We start from the raw sequence: 17,907 nt of genomic DNA on the forward strand, positions 1-17,907 counted from the left end.
GGGAGAAGTCATCAATAATCTGTTTAAGCAAATTGGCGTAAGAAACGCACATCATTCTGGTAGAACATACGCAAGTCATTAATGCCATAACGCAGCATAGCGAAACGTTCTACACCTAAACCAAATGCAAAGCCTTTATATTTTTCAGGATCAATGCCGGCAGCTTGCAGCACATTCGGATGCACCATACCGCAGCCCAAAACCTCTAACCAACGACCGCGTTCATCCATGATATCCACTTCCGCACTTGGTTCAGTAAACGGGAAGTAAGATGGACGGAAACGAACGGTTAAATCCTTTTCAAAGAATTCGTTCAGCAAGTTCACCAGCAAACCTTTCAGTTCAGCGAAGCTGGTGTTTTCAGCCACGTATAGACCTTCAATTTGATGGAACATTGGCGAATGGGTTTGATCCGAGTCGCAGCGGTATACGCGACCCGGGCAGACAATACGAATTGGCGGCTGATTCTTTTCCATAGTACGCACTTGCACACCTGAAGTGTGGGTACGCAGCAAGTGGTTGACATCAAAATAGAAAGTGTCATGCATTGCACGTGCAGGGTGATGACCCGGAATATTCAACGCTTCAAAGTTGTGATAATCATCTTCAACTTCAGGGCCTGTCGCAACAGTGAAACCGGCTTTGGTAAAGAATTGGCAAATACGTTCTTGCACTTGAGTCACAGGGTGGATACTGCCCACACTTTGACCGCGACCCGGCAAGGTAATGTCGATCGTTTCGCTAGCAAGTTTTTGTTCTAGTGCAGCTTTTTGTAATTCCGCCTGGCGTGTCGTTAATCCACCAGTGATAGCTTCACGGACCGCATGAATTTTTGCCCCAAAAACTTTACGTTCTTCAGGGTCCATTTTACCCAGTGCCTTGGATTGTTCCGCGAGCTGGCTTTTTTTCCCTGTAAATTGCACTCGTACTTGATCGAGTGTAGCAAGGTCCTCTGCTGCTGCAATCGCAGCGAGCGCTTCAGTGGTCAGGGCTTCCAGTGACATAGTAACTCTCAAAGCAACAATTTAAAAATATAATAAAACCCCATATTCTAACAGTTTTTGAGCGCGTTGATGAAGTTCCCTGTAGAGGAAAAATTAGATTGGCATCCAGATTTATAAAAAGTATAAGATAAAGCTAATATTTATGAGATAAAAACAATGGCGCTCGATCAAATTTGGAAACAACAGCTTACTTTGGTGACCTATGGCAATGAATATCTCAGCCAGAATTTGAGCTTTAATCATTGGGTACAACATGCCATTTTTAACCAGCACAATTTGCGTTTCCGAGATCTGCTGTCACAACATTTACTCGCACAACATTTTCAGATCTGGCTTGAAGGTCTAAAAAAACAAGGAACGCTGCGTATTAGCCTGCATAGTTCCAGCCTGTTAAGTGATGAGCAAAATCCAAATGCCAATGTTGAACTACTCGCTATTCCGCATTTTATTGTCAGTCATGAACAAAATAAGAAAACAGCATGGATTTTTGGCAAGGAATTAGCTGAATGGTATACCGCCGACAATGACTATGAAGCACCCAAGCCACAGCAGGAACAGTGCCGTCAGGAAACCTTCTGGCGTTTCGAGCTCAATTCAAAACTGGCCAAACGTATTGATACCGATCTGCAAAAACCGAATTGGGATGATATTCAACTTTATACCAATAATGAATTATTTGACAGCAAGTTTGCACAGGGCTTTATTGAACCAGCCCAGCGGGATTTTCCATATTATGGAATGATGCAGGCTGCTACAGAAAATGCTGATGGCTCGCCTTTGTTCGAGAGTAAATATCTGCCTTTACTGCCAAGCGATTATCAGGCGGATTATGCCCATACAACCCTACATCGCCTAGAAGCCTTATCAAATTATATTCAGCAGAAACAGCAACATCCCTATCATGCTGACGGTAGTGAACTAACACCTGAAGAACAGCTTAATCTACGTCATTTCTCGCAAAAGCTTGATGATTTAACTGCAAAATTTATTGTCAAAGTAGCCAATCATTATCAATCCGCACAACTGACCAAAGTTGAAGTGTCCAATCCTCTGGATAGTGCACAGAGCATTCCACATGCCACTCCCCATGTAAAAAGCCATCCTGCACATGCCTCGCACAAGGTCGGTACATCAGGAGTGATCAAACTGATTCTGCTGACTATTGTCATTTGTGTATTGGCTTATTATTTTGGCCTTTAATTTTTGATGAGGTTGCTAAAATTCGAATGAACTCGATGATATAGAACCGGGTTCATTCTTTTTATTCGCTTTTAAATTTTTATACTGATTGAGCAGTTTCAGTTTTAGGTTTTTTCAGTGCCAGCTTTTTTAACACCTCTGCCACTGCTACCATGGCAAAACTTGAAGTGACCACCACGGCTGAACCATAACCACCACAGCGCAGACCGGCACTGGCACAAACCTCTGCGCCAGAAAATGGATTATCAATGGAATAAACGCAGGTAATGCCAAATTTTTCTTTCGGTTTCTTGCAAATACCCTTCGCACGCAGCTGACTGCGCAGTTTCGCCAGCATCGGGTCCTGTTCAGTTTTGGACAAATCCGCGACACGAATTTTTAGGGGGTCCAGTTTACCACCGGCCCCACCCGAGACAATGAGCGGAATTTTATTAAAACGGCAATGCAGCATTAAAGCCAGCTTGGCTTTGACATCATCAATACAGTCCAGAACCACATCAGGCTTATTTGCTAACAGTTCTTTGACATTGTCTGGGGTTAGATAATCATCTACCAGATTGATCTTGATCCGTGGATTAATTGAATAACAGCGCTCGGCCATCACCTCGATTTTTTCTCGACCCAAGGTCGAACTCATGGCCGGCAATTGACGGTTAATATTCGATGCAGCGACCACATCCATATCAATCAGGGTCAGCTCAGCAATGCCGGTACGTGCCAAGGCTTCAACCGCCCAGGAACCCACGCCACCAATCCCGATGACCATCACATGGCTGTGTTCGTACTGACGAAAAGCTTCATCTCCATAAATTTTTTCTACCCCGGCAAAGCGGCGCTCATATTCATCATCTTCAGGAAGATCAGTCATTCGTCATCTAACAGCTAAAAAACACCGACGCATTTTATCAAATTCCGGCTCAATTCGATAATCTATCTCTTTCGCATCATTCAATAACTGTAGCAGACATAAAAAAAGAGGCTTTCGCCCCTTTTCTATTCATCTATCAATACTGCTTTATTTATTCATGATAAAGAAATATTCACGATAATATTTCAGTTCAGCAATCGAATCACGGATGTCATCCATCGCCAAGTGAGATGCATTCTTTTTCAAGCCGCTCATAATTTCTGGACGCCAGCGTTTTGCCAGCTCTTTCACTGAAGACACATCCAGATTACGGTAATGAAAATACTGTTCCATTTCCGGCATTAAACGGTGCAAGAAACGGCGGTCCTGGCAAATCGAGTTACCGCACATTGGTGATGATTTTGGATTGACCCATTTTTTCAGGAATTCCAGAGTTTGCTGTTCGGCATCTTGTGCGGTCAATTTACTGCGGCGTACCCGTTCGATCAGACCGGATTGTCCATGCTGACGCGTATTCCATTCATCCATCGCATTTAACACGCGATCTGACTGATGCACAGCCAGCACCGGCCCTTCCGCCAGAATATTCAGGTTATCGTCAGTCACAATCGTTGCAACTTCAATAATTTGATCGTTATCCGTATCCAAACCTGTCATTTCAAGGTCAATCCAAATCAGGCGGGTATCAGGGGTGCTGCTCATAAATGTGCAATCTTATTGGGCTTAAAAACGGCTATAGTAGCAAATTTATTGCAACTTGGCTGTAACTCCTACCCCGCTTCATGCTATTTTTGCCATTCTTAGTCCATGCTTTTTTTAGGATATGAATGGCTTTAATTCGTAAACGTCGTTTAACTGAACAGCAGCAACGTCGCATTCAGAAACAACATCAAACACGTCAAGAAGAACTCGACACTTCAAATGATTTAGAAGGCCTGGTGGTTCAGCACTATGGTCGTCAACTTGAAGTGCAAGCCCTCTCAGCGCCCGAAAAGCATCCAACTAAACCTGATGTGAAAGTAGGTGAACCAGACCCTTTTTGGAAGCCGATTGAAGTCGGCAGTGTATGGCGTTGTCATACCCGGACCAATCTGGAAGCGCTGGTCACAGGTGACCGGGTCAAGTGGCAGGCCGATCCGAATACCGGTCTGGGCATTATTACCGCCATTCACCCTCGCCAGTCCTTGCTGACCCGTCCTGACCGCTATCATAAAGTCAAACCGGTCGCAGCCAATGTCAGCCTGATTGTGATTGTGTTTGCCTCTTTCCCGGAAGTTGCACCCAGCTTGATTGACCGCTATCTGGTGGCCTGTGCCGATGCTGAAATTCCTGCTCTCTTAGTGTTGAATAAAGCTGATTTACTTCAGGAAAATGATCCGATTTTAGACTTGGTCAAAGAATATCAGGCCTTGGGTTATGAAGTGATGCAAACTCAATCGGATGGTGATTTAACTGAACTAGCGAAACGTTTAGCCGGTGAAACGGTTGCCTTTGTCGGTCAGTCTGGAGTTGGAAAAAGCTCGCTGATTAATGCCATGGTTCCAGATGCAGCGCAAAAAACCAATGTGATTTCGGAAAACTCGGCACTGGGTCAGCACACCACCACCTCTACCCGTTTAATCGCCTTTGGTGAAGGGGCAGCACTGATTGACTCTCCGGGAATTCGGGAATTCGGTTTGTGGCATCTGGACCTGGCCAAGGTACAACATGGTTTTCCTGAAATTGAAAATTTGTTGGGACACTGCCAGTTCCGCAACTGTACCCATAAGCATGAAAAGCAATGTGCTCTACGTCAGGCCGCGCAATCGGGTGAAATCCTGCAACGCCGCTTAGACAGTTATTTGCGTTTAATCGATGAAATTACTGAAGCGCAGCAAAAAAATTAATTTTTCTTAACCCTTAGCCCTTGAAGCAGTGATTTTGATCGCCATATTTATAGGCTATACTCTACGCAATTTTGAATTGTAATTAGGTGACTTGTGGAACGTTGGTTCGAATTTATGGGGAATCACCCCTTCTTGTTTGGAACACTCGGGGCGTTGGTTGTTTTGTTCTTTATTTTGGAAGGACAACGCAATGGCCGTAAAATTTCACCACAATCTTTAGGTATTTTAGTCAAAGCTAAAAATGCCATGCTGATTGATTTACGTGATGCAAAAGATTTCCGTGAAGGTCATATCAGCGGTAGCCGTAATATTCCCTATAGCCAGATTACAAGCCATATTGAAGAGTTAAAATCTGCCGATCGACCACTGGTGTTCATTTGTAACCTGGGTCAAATCGCAGGCACCGCTTTACAGCAAGTGGGTCATGCCGACAGCTACCGTCTGGATGGTGGGATCAACAACTGGAAAGTTCAAGGCTTACCCCTGATTAAAAGCAAATAATACGCTTGGAGATTTTGAATGGCTGAAGTAATTATTTATTCCACTACTGTATGCCCTTACTGCGTTCGCGCGAAACAACTTCTTGAGCGTAAAGGCGTTGTATATAAAGAAATTAACTTATCTAACGAAGCGCCTGAAGTACGTGTTGAATTGATGCAGCGCACCAATCATCGTACTGTTCCACAAATTTTTATTAACGACCAATTCATCGGTGGTTTTGATCAACTTTATGCTTTAGAGCGTGAAGGAAAACTAAACGAACTATTGGCTTAACAAAATATTAAGTCACCTCTTCATATTAAGGATTAAAGAATGAGTGAACAACAAGCTCAACCACAATTAGCACTAGAACGTATTTATACTAAAGATATTTCTTTTGAAGTACCTGGGGCGCAAGTATTTACTAAAGAATGGCAGCCTGAATTAAATATCAACCTGTCTTCTTCTGCAGAAAAAATTGATGCAACACATTATGAAGTTGCATTACAAGTCGTGGTTCAAGCGAACAACGCAGGTGACACTGCATTTATCGTAGACGTGACTCAAGCGGGTATTTTCTTGGTCGATAGCGTTGAAGAAGAACGTCTTCCATATATTCTTGGTGCTTATTGCCCGAATATCCTGTTCCCGTTCTTGCGTGAAGCCGTAAATGATATGGTAACAAAAGGAAGCTTCCCGCAATTGCTTCTTACTCCAATTAACTTCGATGCTGAGTTCGAAGCAAATATGCAACGTGCGCAAGCAGCCGCTGCTGAAGGTCAAGCTTAATCGCTTAACTTTCAATATAAAAAAGACCGCATTTGCGGTCTTTTTTATGGCTTCACTTTCTATTATCCCCTCTCCCTATGGGAGAGGGTTAGGGTGAGGGCTAAATGAATAATACCTCCCCCCTTGGCTAGAAAAAGTGAGATTGAGGTATAAAAACCCTCATCCCGACCTTCTCCCAAAGGGAGAAGGAGAAAAGCAAAAATATTATTCAGCATCCATCATCAAATCAGCGCTCATACCCACAGTATTAAAGCCGGCATCAACATACATAATTTCACCAGTAATACCATTTGCCCAAGGTGAGCACAGGAACAATGCCGCATTACCGACATCTTCAATGGTCACATTACGTTTAAGTGGTGCAACTTTTTCATTCAGGTCTAACATTTTACGGAAAGACTTGATGCCTGAAGCAGCCAATGTACGAATTGGACCTGCAGAAATAGCATTCACGCGGATGCCTTCAGCGCCAAGACTTGATGCCAAATAGCGTACACCCGCTTCCAATGATGCTTTCGCCATACCCATCACGTTGTAATTCGGCATTACACGTTCAGAACCTTGATAAGTCAAAGTCAGCAAGCAGCCTTGGCGAGCCTGCAATAATGGTTTTGCAGCACGTGCCATGGCAATAAAGCTGTATGCACTGATGTCATGGGCAATGTTAAAACCTTCACGGTCGGTAACATCGGTAAAGTCACCATCTAGAGTATGTGCTGGCGCAAAACCGATTGAATGAACCAAGCCATCCAGACCATCCCAATGTTTTGCCAATTCTGCAAAAGCCGAGTCAATTTCAGCATCTACAGCCACGTCACAAGGGAAAACCAGCGTTGAACCGAATTGCTCAGCAAACTCGTCAACACGTTTTTTTAATTTTTCATTCGGATAAGTAAATGCCAGTTCAGCACCTTCACGATGTAAGGCCTGAGCAATACCAAATGCGATGGATAATTTACTTGCAATACCCGCGATGAGAAAACGCTTACCCGCCAATAGTCCTTGTGCCATGTGAATCTCACTCAAAATAATTTACAAGCATAATGCCAAGTCTGAAGCGTTTGCGAAATTGCATAATGCGCCTTTTTTTAACATGTTGTGTAAAAAGCAAAAAAAATGCTCCCTCATGGGGAAGCATTTCTGGATTGATCTTGCTATGTAGCTAACTACCATTGTTAAAAAGGATTAATCATCCCCTTGTAACAATCCCAATAAGCGCAGAAAGGAATAATACATCCAGACCAAGGTCGCCAATAAGGCAATACCACACAACCATTCCATGGCTTTTGGCGCATACTGTGCAGCAGAAGATTCAATCAGGTCAAAATCGAGAATCAGGTTTAAAGAAGCAATCACTGCGACAAAGGCAGCAAAGCCAATCCCAAGCCAGTTACTTTCAAAGATGTAAGGAATACTTGAGCCAAAAGCCAAACTCATGACAATTTGCACCACAAATACAAGGGCAATGGCAATAGAAGCCGACATCACCACGGCCTTAAATTTTTCTGTGGCACGAATAATCTGGAAACGGTATAGCCCAAACATCACCAATGTAGTAATGAAGGTTGCAAGCAATGCCTGTAAAGGTACACCTGGAAATTTCAGTTGAAATATTACCGAAATGCCGCCTAAAAATGCCCCTTCAAACAGCGCATAAGGAATGGCCAATGTGGGTGCAGTATTCGGCTTGAATGTGGCGATAAGTGCCAGAATAAATCCACCGATCGCTCCCACCATTGCGGCAGCATAGGCAATGGATATATTCAGAGTCAGGAAGCTATATAAAAATAGCGACACACCGACCACCGCAGCAATCACGGTCAATAACACCGACTTTTGAATGGCGCCTTGCACCGTCATGGTCTGGTTAAAATCACTCTGGGTTTCGACCCGGGTTAAAATAGGATTATTACTTTGCATAATTCCCTCATTATTTTCATTTAGATTTTTAAAGTAGTATAGACAGCATTTAAGAACAGAAAATGAATCTTTGCAACATTGCATAAAATATCGGTCAGAGAACAAAACCGATTCATGGCAAAACATGCCATTAAAAACCCATACTGATGGATAAAACCTGCTTTTACAATATTTTTTAAGATGCCAACTTTAAGGCATCCAGGGAGTTTTGCCAGAGTTGTACTGCAAGCATGGCCTGATCTAGATTCAGCGATTGTGCCAATCCATCCAGAACATAAGGTAAATTGACTGGCGTATTGCGTGTTCGATGTTCAGTAGAACTTTGACAGCATAAGGGTGTCATATCCGGACAATCGGTTTCCAAAACCAGATGTTCAACACCAATGGACTGAACCACGCGATGCAGTTTTTTGGCATTGGGATTGGTAATTTGTCCAGTGACACCAATTTTAAACCCCAGTTGAATAAAGGCCTTGGCTTCTTCTATTCCGCCACTAAACGCATGAGCGATGCCACCTAAGCTAAATTGTTGCTGTTTTAATATAGCCAGTGTTTCTGCATGTGATTTGCGGATATGCAATAACACCGGCTTATCAAACTGTTGCGCCAATTCAAGTTGCGCGGCAAAAAAATCTTTTTGTTTCTGAAAAATTTCTGGCTGTTTGTGCTGTGTTAAAAAGGTATCTAGACCAATTTCTCCAACCGCAACACAATCTTCTGTTTTTAATAACGATTCTAAATCTGCAAGATGGGATGTTTGATGCTGCTCAATATAAACAGGATGTAAACCTGGAGCTAAATAGCTTTTCGGAGCATCCTTTAATTGATTGAGAAAACGCTGACTGTGGAGCAAATCCTGAAACCGTGACTGAACAAAACCTATCAAAATTAAACGTTCTACCCCAACTGCTTTGGCAGCATGTGCCAGTTGTTCCCGATCCGCATCGAAATCGGGAACATCAAAATGGGTATGAGTATCAAACAGTGAATAAGACATCAAGATTTGGCTTTATTGTCACTGGCTGCACTGGCAGCTGCTTCATGTTTCACTTCAACCTGAGGCAAATAGGCTTTTTTCAGTACGGTTTGCAATTGATCATAAGGAATGGTTAAACGTGGCAATCCCACCACATAAGGCCCAATTTCATATTCGCCATATTGCAAAATAAGACCTTGGGTCGACAAATAGAAATTATCCGATAAAGTAAATTTCCATGCTTGTTCGTATTCTTCAACGCTATTTGCCAACTTGGAATCAATAACCCAACGTTTAAACTCTTCATGGGCTTTCTGTTCCAATACCGCTTTCTGCTTTGGCGCCAGAATATCATCCAATTTGACGAGTTTTTTCTTTTTCAGATCAAAATTATAATAATACTGTGAAGATGAACCATGTGCCCCGCCCAGATAACTGCTGGAATTTAACACCACGGTTGCCAAAGGTTCACCTGCATTGAGAATCTTCGGCTTGATCATCAGGCTGATCTGATGATTGGCACTTAAAGCTTTCAGTTCTTTATCCAGCGATAAAAAGTTCTGCAGATAAGGCGCCACCTGTTTTTCCAGTTTCTGTTTCGGTGTTTCAATAGTTTCCGATGCAGCAGCTTCAGATATCTGAGCTGGATTTGAATCTTTCGAATTATCGCTAGCTGTAGCCACCTGCTGTTCTGACTTCAATGATTTTGGTGAAATATCTAAAATTTGATCCAGCTGCTTTAAAACTTGTTGATCAATAAATTCATCAATAAACGCCTGGTTACTGGAAAGACGCTCGACATTTATTTTAGGACAACTATTTCCATCACATTCAGGCAAATTTAAAGTCAGCTTTTCCGTGTCGCCTGCCAATGTTAAAGCTTCGGCTTGAGCAGCTTGCGATTGGGCTACTTTGTCCTCTTTTTTAGGCTCAGCTTGTTTAGGTTGGCATGCCGTTAATGCAATTGCTGCAACAATAAGACTGAGGGGAAATATCGTTTTATTTTTTAGCATCATCTGACCTATAAACTTAAATCTGGTAAATGGACGTTCACTCAATGTCTGAATTGATTACGGATGACTAAAACATATGCTGATAAGCGTCAGCTTTCAATATCTGCTTGGTTTGTTCTTTGGTTAAATAAATATCCAGCTGGGCACCATCCTTCACAATTTCATGGGTACGATAATGCAAACCGACCCCCTCCTGATCAAAGAACCAGTCTGCCTGCCCCCAATATAATTTTTTTGGCGCTTTCTGTTTGACTTCAGCCTTTTGCTGCTTTAACCATTCTTGATAAGCCTGTTGCACAATATCATTCATGCTGGTCTGCTGCTTGGGTTCCAGAATATCCAGCAAAGTCACAGCTTTCTGTTTTTTACGGTCAGCCACAAAAAAGTAATATCGCTCTTTCACTTTTATTTCTTCTTGTGTAGTGTCGACCCCTAATTGCATGAGTACATATTGATTCCGCTGATAGGCAATGCGAGTATACATTGCCAATTCATAGGGCTTATTTTTGGAAAATTCGGCTTGCCAGGCATCAGACTTTTTCACATAGACATTAATGGCCTGTTGCAGACTCATGTCCTGTTTGAGGCCAATTTGATCTTGAATGACCTTGGCTTGGCTCTTGGCAATCCAGTCATTTAACCAGGCATCTTCGGTATGTACCGTTTGGATATTCAGGTCAATACAGTTCTTGGTTTCACAAAAAGGCAAGGCAATTTTTGCCTCTTGCTCCTGAATATTTAAATACGGCAAGACATCTGCCTTCTCGGTTTTAAATACCGAAGCTGGCGACTGCTCCTGATCTGGTTGTTTGGATTCTTGTTTTGAAGCATCACAGGCACTGAGCATCAGACCAATAACGATTACGGATGCAGCCCCTAGTTTCCCGTTCATGCTGACCACTCTTTTTCTCAAGTAATTCATTTATCTTAATGATTCTACACAGGGTCTGTTGACACTTCATCTATGTTTGCGACTAAGAGTATTTTTTTAGAGGATACGAGGCGTGAAATACAAAATTTAGTCATTCTAAATGCGTAGTTCACAACGAAGTAGCATCAAAAAATACTCTAGTCCCGAAGGGTTGTGGCTAAAATTATCTCAGACTTCGTCATGAAATTTAAAAATGGAACCACCATTCTTTGCATTTCATTCCTTGTTTGCTCAATTTTAGCCTACAACGTAAGCTATTTATGAAATGCCAACAGACCCTAAAAAAACAGCTTCATAAAGAAGCTGTTTTATTTTTGGCTATTTTAGTGTTCGCGTGTGGCGCGGAACTGGATATCCGGATACCGCTCTTGCATCAATTGCAGATTCACACGACTTGGTGCCAGATAAGTCAAATGACCACCACCATCTAAGGATAATTGATCATGTGCCTTTTTCTTGAATTCGTTGAATTTTCTTTCATCATCACATGAAACCCAACGTACGGTATTAATGTTCACTGGCTCGTAAACACAATCGACCTTGTATTCTTCTTTCAGACGATAAGCCACTACATCAAACTGGAGCACACCGACCGCGCCCACAATCAGATCATTATTAATTTGCGGCATGAACACCTGCGTTGCACCTTCTTCGGAAAGCTCTTTTAAACCCTTTTGTAGCTGTTTGGATTTCAAAGGATCTTTTAAACGAACACGGCGGAACATTTCTGGCGCAAAGTGTGGAATACCGGTGAAATGCAAGTTTTCACCTGAAGTAAATGTATCGCCAATCTGGATGGTACCATGGTTGTGTAAACCGATGATGTCTCCAGGCCAGGCTTCTTCTAACTGTTCACGTTCACCCGCCAGAAAGGTCAAGGCATCACTAATCCGTACATCTTTACCCAGACGAACGTGATTCATTTTCAAGCCTTTTTCATACTTGCCTGAACAGATACGCATGAAGGCAATACGGTCACGGTGTTTTGGATCCATATTGGCCTGAATTTTGAAAACAAAACCGCTAAAACCTTCTTCGGTTGCTTCCACCGCACGTTCATGTGTTGGATGCGCTTTCGGTTGTGGTGCCCATTGAATAAAAGCATTCAAAACATGATCAACTGCAAAGTTACCCAATGCTGTACCGAACAGTACCGGTGTTTGACGACCTGCCAGGAATTCTTCAGGATCTAATGGATCATTGGCCATTTGCACCAGTTCCAAAGATTCTTCGAAAGCAGCAAAAGCCAATTCACCGACTTTTTCACGCAAGTCAGCATGGTCATAGCCATCACGGATTTCAATATCGGTAATGGTCGAACCAAAACCGGACTTGTAGACGTAAAATTTTTCTTCGAGGATGTTATACACGCCGGCAAAATCACGACCAGTACCCATCGGCCAGGTAATCGGGACACAGCGGATTTTCAGAACGCTTTCGATTTCATCGAGGAGTTCTAATGGTTCACGGATTTCACGGTCCATTTTGTTGACGAAAGAGATAATCGGAGTGTCGCGCATACGACACACTTCCATCAATTTAATGGTCCGTTCTTCGACCCCTTTTGCACCATCAATCACCATTAACGCAGAGTCAACCGCAGTTAAGGTACGGTAGGTATCTTCCGAGAAGTCTTCATGTCCCGGGGTATCCAACAGGTTGATGACATGATTTTTATAAGGGAACTGCATAACCGAAGTGGTGATGGAAATACCACGTTCTTTTTCCATTTCCATCCAGTCAGACGTTGCAGCACGATCTGACTTGCGGCTTTTGACCATCCCTGCCACCTGAATTGCCTTACCCCATAACAACAGTTTTTCTGTCATGGTGGTTTTACCAGCATCGGGGTGGGAAATAATCGCGAACGTCCGTCGCTGTGCGACCTGCGCCGCTAATTCGTCTTTAAAACTCATGAAAGATACCTACTGCAGAATGGCAGTGCAAAAAGACCAAAACTGATCAATATAAAAAATTGGCCATATTGTAGCAGATCATAAAACTTTTGAAATGAACTAAACCTGTTCAGCCCGCATCATGCTTAAGTAAATAATGCCTTGTCCATCTTTTCCAGACGGTTCACATCCATCGGCATTGCCAACAGAAAGCCCTGCAATTGCTGACAACCTAAACGGGTCAGTATGTCTGCCTGCAAGGGTGTTTCCACCCCTTCTGCAGTGACAACCAGACCCAGTTTTATGGCCAACTGGATAATACTTTCTAAAATCATTTCATCTTTTGAACCGACCGTCAGATTACGGATAAATTCCCGATCTATTTTCAATTCATCCACGGGCAGGTTCTTCAAATACAAAAAGCTGGAATGTCCGGTTCCAAAGTCATCAATGGCCAGTTTAATGCCCATCTGACGTAGCCGCTCAAAACTCCGAATTGTAGAATCAACATGATGCATGGCCGTTGACTCTGTAATTTCGATGGCTAAATGATTCGGATTAATCTGATATTGCTTAAATAAACTTTCCAGCGTTGAAAACAGGTGCTTATGTTCAAATTGCACAGCGGATAAATTCACCGCGAGAGGGAAATAATCAGAACCTTTTTGCTCCCAGATTTGAATCTGTTTACAGGCCTGTTCAAGTGCCCAATAGCCCATCTGAATAATCAGACCGGTTTTTTCAGCGCCACGAATAAACATGTTCGGAGTCAACATCCCCAAGCTTGGATGATTCCAGCGGATCAGGGCTTCTACCCCACAAATTGCATAATCTCGGGTAGTAAATTTAGGCTGGTAAAACAGAACAAATTGTTGCTCTTCAACTGCTTTATAGAGATCATTAATCAGTTTAGTCTGACTTTTAGTTTCCTGTTGATCCGCGCTATAACTGAACACGGAATAGGTATTTCTACCCTGATATTTCGACATCAGCATGGCTGCATCGGCATTAATCAGCAGATCTTGCAAATTATTGCCATGGTCTGGATACAGGGCGATACCAATACTGCTAGAAATATTGATCTCTTTACCAGCAATCAGAAAACTGTCCTGAATTAGCACCAATAGTTGTTCTGCTTTTTCAATTGCATGTTCGGGGGTGGCCTGTTCCAGCACCATCAAAAACTCATCCCCCCCTATACGGAGCAGTTTTTCATTTTGTTTCAGTTGATGCTGAATACGGTTGGCCAGTTGCACCAGCAACTGATCGCCCACATGATGCCCAAATACATCATTTACTGCCTTAAACCGGTCTAAACCTATATAAATAAAAGCAATTTTATCATCGCCATAACGATTATCAGTAAATAACAAATGTGAATATTCGGCCAGGAATAAACGATTGGGCAACTTGGTTAAATTGTCCTGCACAGCCTGATTGGCCAACTCACGATTGGCTTTAGAAAGCTGCTTATTTCGAACCTCTAGTCTTTGCTCCAGTACAGCGACACAAAATGCAGCGAGAAGAATTAAACTGGTGACTAAAATAACACTTAATAAAATTAACCCCTGTCCGGTTTGATACTGTGTGACCGACTGATCTGCAGCAATGGCATAAAAAACGATTGCCCCCATACCGACATAGTGCATCGAGACAAAGGTCAGCGCCATCATCAGCACTAGGGAAATCTTGAACAGCAACTTTTTCTGTGCTGCATTTTTATATTTAAAGGTGAGCCAAAACGTTAAACCTGAACCACATATTGCAATTAAAACGGAAAAAATCGTCAGCAGAGGATTATAATAAATTTTGTGCTGATTGACGTCCAGCCCCATCAGGCCGGTATAGTGCATTCCGGCAATCCCCATCCCCATCAATACCGCACCTAAAACAAGCCGGCCAAAGGGTAAGGTTTCTCGCGTAGTCAACCAAATGGCAAAGGTCGATGCAATAAATGCAATAAGATACGAAACAAAAGTAAGACCATAATCAAATGAGTAATCTGCCGGTAAATGACAAGCGAGCATACCGGCAAAGTGCATACACCAAATTGCAGCCCCGAGCATCAGGCCACTAATGATCAGCAGCATTTTTTCATATTTCTGCCCCAAGCCACGGAATAATAATTGTTCGAGTGAGATTGTAAAATAACAGGCCAAAATAGCCACAACTATTGAAGCAATTACCAGGCTAAGATCATAATGTATATGAACCATATTAAGTTCCGTAAATGTTATCTTTCTTGTTTTAATTCACCTGATTAATACTCTTTATATAAGCAAAAAAATTTTTATCTTTAAAGAGTGGTTATAAAAACAGTCAATTAAAACAAGAATCTAATACTATTCTATTTTGGTCAAGCGATAATTACTCTATTCTTTTTTATTTCCAATTTATTCATTTTGCAAAAGAAACATAGTTCAACATTTTTATCATTATCTCCACTCTGTTCATATTTTTTAAAGTATTTTAAAAATCCATTCCCCTATTTGCTCATGCATCCATAAAAAAACCAGTCAGATCAACTAACTGGTTTTTGAACATTTCAAATGAAAAATACCGAATTATAAATCCTAAGGGCTAGCAACCTTAGTGGATTGTAATTTTGCATAATCCAATAAAATATTAGCAGATTCGATAACAAATGTTTCTTCTTCAGCCAGAGCAGGTCGTTGTGCAGCTTTCATTTTCGCACGCGACTCAATTAAAGCATCCATTGAGGCCTGATAGCTTTCCCAATTGGCATAAGGCTTTTGCCCCGTCAAGCTACGGCGTTGATTTTCCGCCTCTAAAGTTTTCTGTTCAAGTGCATTCAATTCGGTTTTACGCTGATCAATATCCAGCACTACACGCTTTTGCTCATCGGTTTTTTTCGCAATGGCTTTACGTTGCTCCAGATATTTAAATTGCGGATCAACACTTACACGCTGTTGTGACATTTGCGCCAGATTTTGTACATAAGGCTGTACCGAACCTTCACGCTTAAAGGGTGCCGTTGGAATGGTATCCCATTTCAAGGCATTCTTCGCCTTACGCTCGCCAAACTCTTCATTGTAGATATCGACCAGCTTGATGTCAGGTACAACTCCCTTGTTCTGGGTACTTCCGCCGGTCACTCTGTAGAATTTACGCTGGGTCAAGGTTGCCTGACCATAGGCCAAGGTATCCAGTTGAACCTGGGCTGTACCTTTACCTGTGGTGGTACTTCCGATCACGATACCGCGTTCATAGTCCTGAATAGCAGCAGAGTAAATCTCACTTGCCGATGCCGATGCCAGGTTGACCATGACTGCCAGTGGACCGGCATAGGTTTGTGCACCGCCGTCATCATCTTCAAATACGCTGACATTGCCATTACCATCACGAATTTGCACCACCGGACCTGATTTGATCACTTGTCCCAGCATACGCGCAACTTCTTCCAGCGATCCACCCGGGTTATTACGCAAATCGATAATAATCCCTTCTACATTCTTGGCTGCCAGGCTTTTTAAAGCATTGTTGGTATCTTCAGAAACCGAACGATAATCTGTACCGGCACGGCGTGCGCGATAATTCAAATAAAACGACGGAATTTCAATCACACCAAATGTATGATTTTTACCATCACGTTTGATCTCTACTGTACGTGAACGCACACCCGCATCTTCTTCCTGAATGACATCACGGACCAAGCTGACTGTGCGTGCCTGACTCATTGATGCACCCGCACCCAATAAACGCAGGCTCACCTTGGTTCCGCGCTTGCCACGAATCAGGCCGACTACTTCATTGCTGGCCCAACCAATGACATCGACCATTTTATCGCCGTCTTGTGCTACGCCAATAATGCGGTCTCCCGGTTTAATCTGACCAGATTTACTGGCCGGACCACCTTCAACAATGGTTTCAATCTTGGTGTAATCTTCATTGCCACGTTCAGGACGAATCGAAACCCCGATCCCTTCTAATTGCAAGGTCGTCTGACGGTTCAATTCCATCGCATCAACTGGCGGGAAATAGTTGCTATGCGGATCATAGGTCAGCATCATCGCATTCAAAGTCTTGTCGAGGACATCATCACTTTTTACACGGCTGGCACGTTCAAGCTGTCGGGTATAACGCTTGGTCAGGGTTTGAACCGGGGTTAAATCTTCAGGGCTTGCCAGATCCTGACCATTGGCCAGAGTCGGATCATCTTTTAAGGCTTTTTGCTTCGCAGCCTCTTCTTCCTTACTAATGGTCAGGTTAATCAGCTGCGACACCAGCATTTTTTTCCAATGTTGCTGCTGCTCTGCTGCTGTCTTGAAATAAGGTGCTTTTTCACGATCAGTTTCAATATAGACATTGCCTTGCTTCAAGTTTTGCGGCTTTTTCAACTCTGCCAGCATGAACTCATAAAACTGTTTCAAACGGTCACGATATTGGGCATGAATGAGGTAAGGACCAGATAAGTCGCCTGCTTTTAATGCAGCACCGAAATTTGCACCATAATTTTTCTTATATTGTTCAACTTCAGGAGCTAAAAATAATGAATGGTCTGCATCCAGGCTATCGAGATAAAAATCAAGAATACGATTGGAAGTCGCCGCATCTAAACGCTGATTTAAATAATGTTGACGGTCAACCAAAGTCGCCAACTGGCGTGACACAAGGGCCTGTTCCTGCGTTGGCTGAATGGTTTGAGAAACAGCAACTGTCGTATTAGCTGCAATTGCCTCGTTCATTACATGCGAAAAGAAAAACCCTCCAGTCGCAATTGCAACTGCACAAGCTAATGTTTGAAGTTTCATAAATAATTCGTACTTCCTTGGTCTTTGACCAATATCACAACGTCATTTTTCAACATGAATCGAGTATATTCAAAATCTTAAACAACTTAATATGTATGTCGTGTAGTTTTATCATATTCTGTACTGTCAAAATGTAGCAAATCATTGCAGAATTCGGGTATTGTTTTTCTTTA

At 42.6% G+C, this 17,907-nt stretch carries 16 protein-coding genes; 5 read left to right on the forward strand and 11 right to left on the reverse strand.

Going from position 1 to position 17,907, the window contains the following annotated elements; genetic code table 11:
* Positions 1–23: 23 nt before the first annotated feature.
* Positions 24–1,004 carry a phenylalanine--tRNA ligase subunit alpha gene (gene pheS, locus ACE01R_RS11345; RefSeq protein WP_395551294.1) on the reverse strand — a complete coding sequence of 327 codons (981 nt, stop codon included), beginning with the start codon at positions 1,002–1,004 and terminating at the stop codon, positions 24–26.
* 156 nt (positions 1,005–1,160) lie between these two features.
* Between pheS and ACE01R_RS11350 the strand changes: the two genes are divergently transcribed.
* Complete coding sequence (locus ACE01R_RS11350; protein ID WP_395551296.1) at positions 1,161–2,204, forward strand: hypothetical protein; 1,044 nt, start codon at positions 1,161–1,163, stop codon at positions 2,202–2,204.
* 79 nt (positions 2,205–2,283) lie between these two features.
* On the opposite strand, the gene ACE01R_RS11355 is transcribed toward ACE01R_RS11350, so the two are convergent.
* A complete protein-coding gene (locus ACE01R_RS11355) occupies positions 2,284–3,072 on the reverse strand; it encodes a ThiF family adenylyltransferase (protein ID WP_395551299.1) in 789 nt (262 codons plus the stop codon).
* A gap of 147 nt (positions 3,073–3,219) precedes the next feature.
* A complete protein-coding gene (gene orn / locus ACE01R_RS11360; RefSeq protein WP_086197470.1) occupies positions 3,220–3,774 on the reverse strand; it encodes an oligoribonuclease in 555 nt (184 codons plus the stop codon).
* A gap of 125 nt (positions 3,775–3,899) precedes the next feature.
* Here orn and rsgA point away from each other — a divergent pair, with 125 nt between their 5' ends.
* The 4 genes from rsgA (at position 3,900) to secB (ending at position 6,227) form a co-directional block, all read left to right on the forward strand.
* Complete coding sequence (gene rsgA / locus ACE01R_RS11365) at positions 3,900–4,958, forward strand: small ribosomal subunit biogenesis GTPase RsgA (protein ID WP_395551302.1); 1,059 nt, start codon at positions 3,900–3,902, stop codon at positions 4,956–4,958.
* A 93-nt stretch (positions 4,959–5,051) separates the two neighbouring features.
* Positions 5,052–5,459, forward strand: coding sequence for a rhodanese-like domain-containing protein (locus ACE01R_RS11370; protein WP_395551303.1), 408 nt, complete (start codon positions 5,052–5,054; stop codon positions 5,457–5,459).
* A gap of 18 nt (positions 5,460–5,477) precedes the next feature.
* Positions 5,478–5,732 carry a glutaredoxin 3 gene (grxC, locus tag ACE01R_RS11375; protein WP_395551304.1) on the forward strand — a complete coding sequence of 85 codons (255 nt, stop codon included), beginning with the start codon at positions 5,478–5,480 and terminating at the stop codon, positions 5,730–5,732.
* 39 nt (positions 5,733–5,771) lie between these two features.
* A complete protein-coding gene (secB, locus tag ACE01R_RS11380) occupies positions 5,772–6,227 on the forward strand; it encodes a protein-export chaperone SecB (protein WP_395551305.1) in 456 nt (151 codons plus the stop codon).
* A 204-nt stretch (positions 6,228–6,431) separates the two neighbouring features.
* On the opposite strand, the gene ACE01R_RS11385 is transcribed toward secB, so the two are convergent.
* The 8 genes from ACE01R_RS11385 to ACE01R_RS11420 form a co-directional block, all read right to left on the reverse strand.
* Positions 6,432–7,238 carry an enoyl-ACP reductase gene (locus ACE01R_RS11385; protein WP_395551307.1) on the reverse strand — a complete coding sequence of 269 codons (807 nt, stop codon included), beginning with the start codon at positions 7,236–7,238 and terminating at the stop codon, positions 6,432–6,434.
* 174 nt (positions 7,239–7,412) lie between these two features.
* Positions 7,413–8,147 (reverse strand): Bax inhibitor-1/YccA family protein, encoded by a 735-nt coding sequence (locus tag ACE01R_RS11390; RefSeq protein WP_395551308.1) that lies wholly within the window; start codon positions 8,145–8,147, stop codon positions 7,413–7,415.
* A 175-nt stretch (positions 8,148–8,322) separates the two neighbouring features.
* Entirely contained in the window at positions 8,323–9,144 is an 822-nt protein-coding gene (locus tag ACE01R_RS11395) for a TatD family hydrolase (protein WP_395551309.1), read from the reverse strand.
* Entirely contained in the window at positions 9,144–10,136 is a 993-nt protein-coding gene (locus tag ACE01R_RS11400; RefSeq protein WP_395551310.1) for a DUF3298 domain-containing protein, read from the reverse strand. Before ACE01R_RS11400 ends, ACE01R_RS11395 begins: the two co-directional genes overlap by 1 nt.
* A gap of 67 nt (positions 10,137–10,203) precedes the next feature.
* On the reverse strand, positions 10,204–11,028 hold the full coding sequence (locus ACE01R_RS11405) for a hypothetical protein (RefSeq protein ID WP_395551311.1): 825 nt from the start codon (positions 11,026–11,028) through the stop codon (positions 10,204–10,206).
* 362 nt (positions 11,029–11,390) lie between these two features.
* A complete protein-coding gene (locus ACE01R_RS11410; protein WP_395551312.1) occupies positions 11,391–12,983 on the reverse strand; it encodes a peptide chain release factor 3 in 1,593 nt (530 codons plus the stop codon).
* 125 nt (positions 12,984–13,108) lie between these two features.
* A complete protein-coding gene (locus ACE01R_RS11415; protein WP_395551313.1) occupies positions 13,109–15,178 on the reverse strand; it encodes an EAL domain-containing protein in 2,070 nt (689 codons plus the stop codon).
* 357 nt (positions 15,179–15,535) lie between these two features.
* Positions 15,536–17,734, reverse strand: coding sequence for a carboxy terminal-processing peptidase (locus ACE01R_RS11420; RefSeq protein WP_395551314.1), 2,199 nt, complete (start codon positions 17,732–17,734; stop codon positions 15,536–15,538).
* Positions 17,735–17,907: the final 173 nt, after the last annotated feature.

This window comes from Acinetobacter sp. BSP-28 (genome assembly GCF_044130285.1).
GTDB lineage: Bacteria > Pseudomonadota > Gammaproteobacteria > Pseudomonadales > Moraxellaceae > Acinetobacter.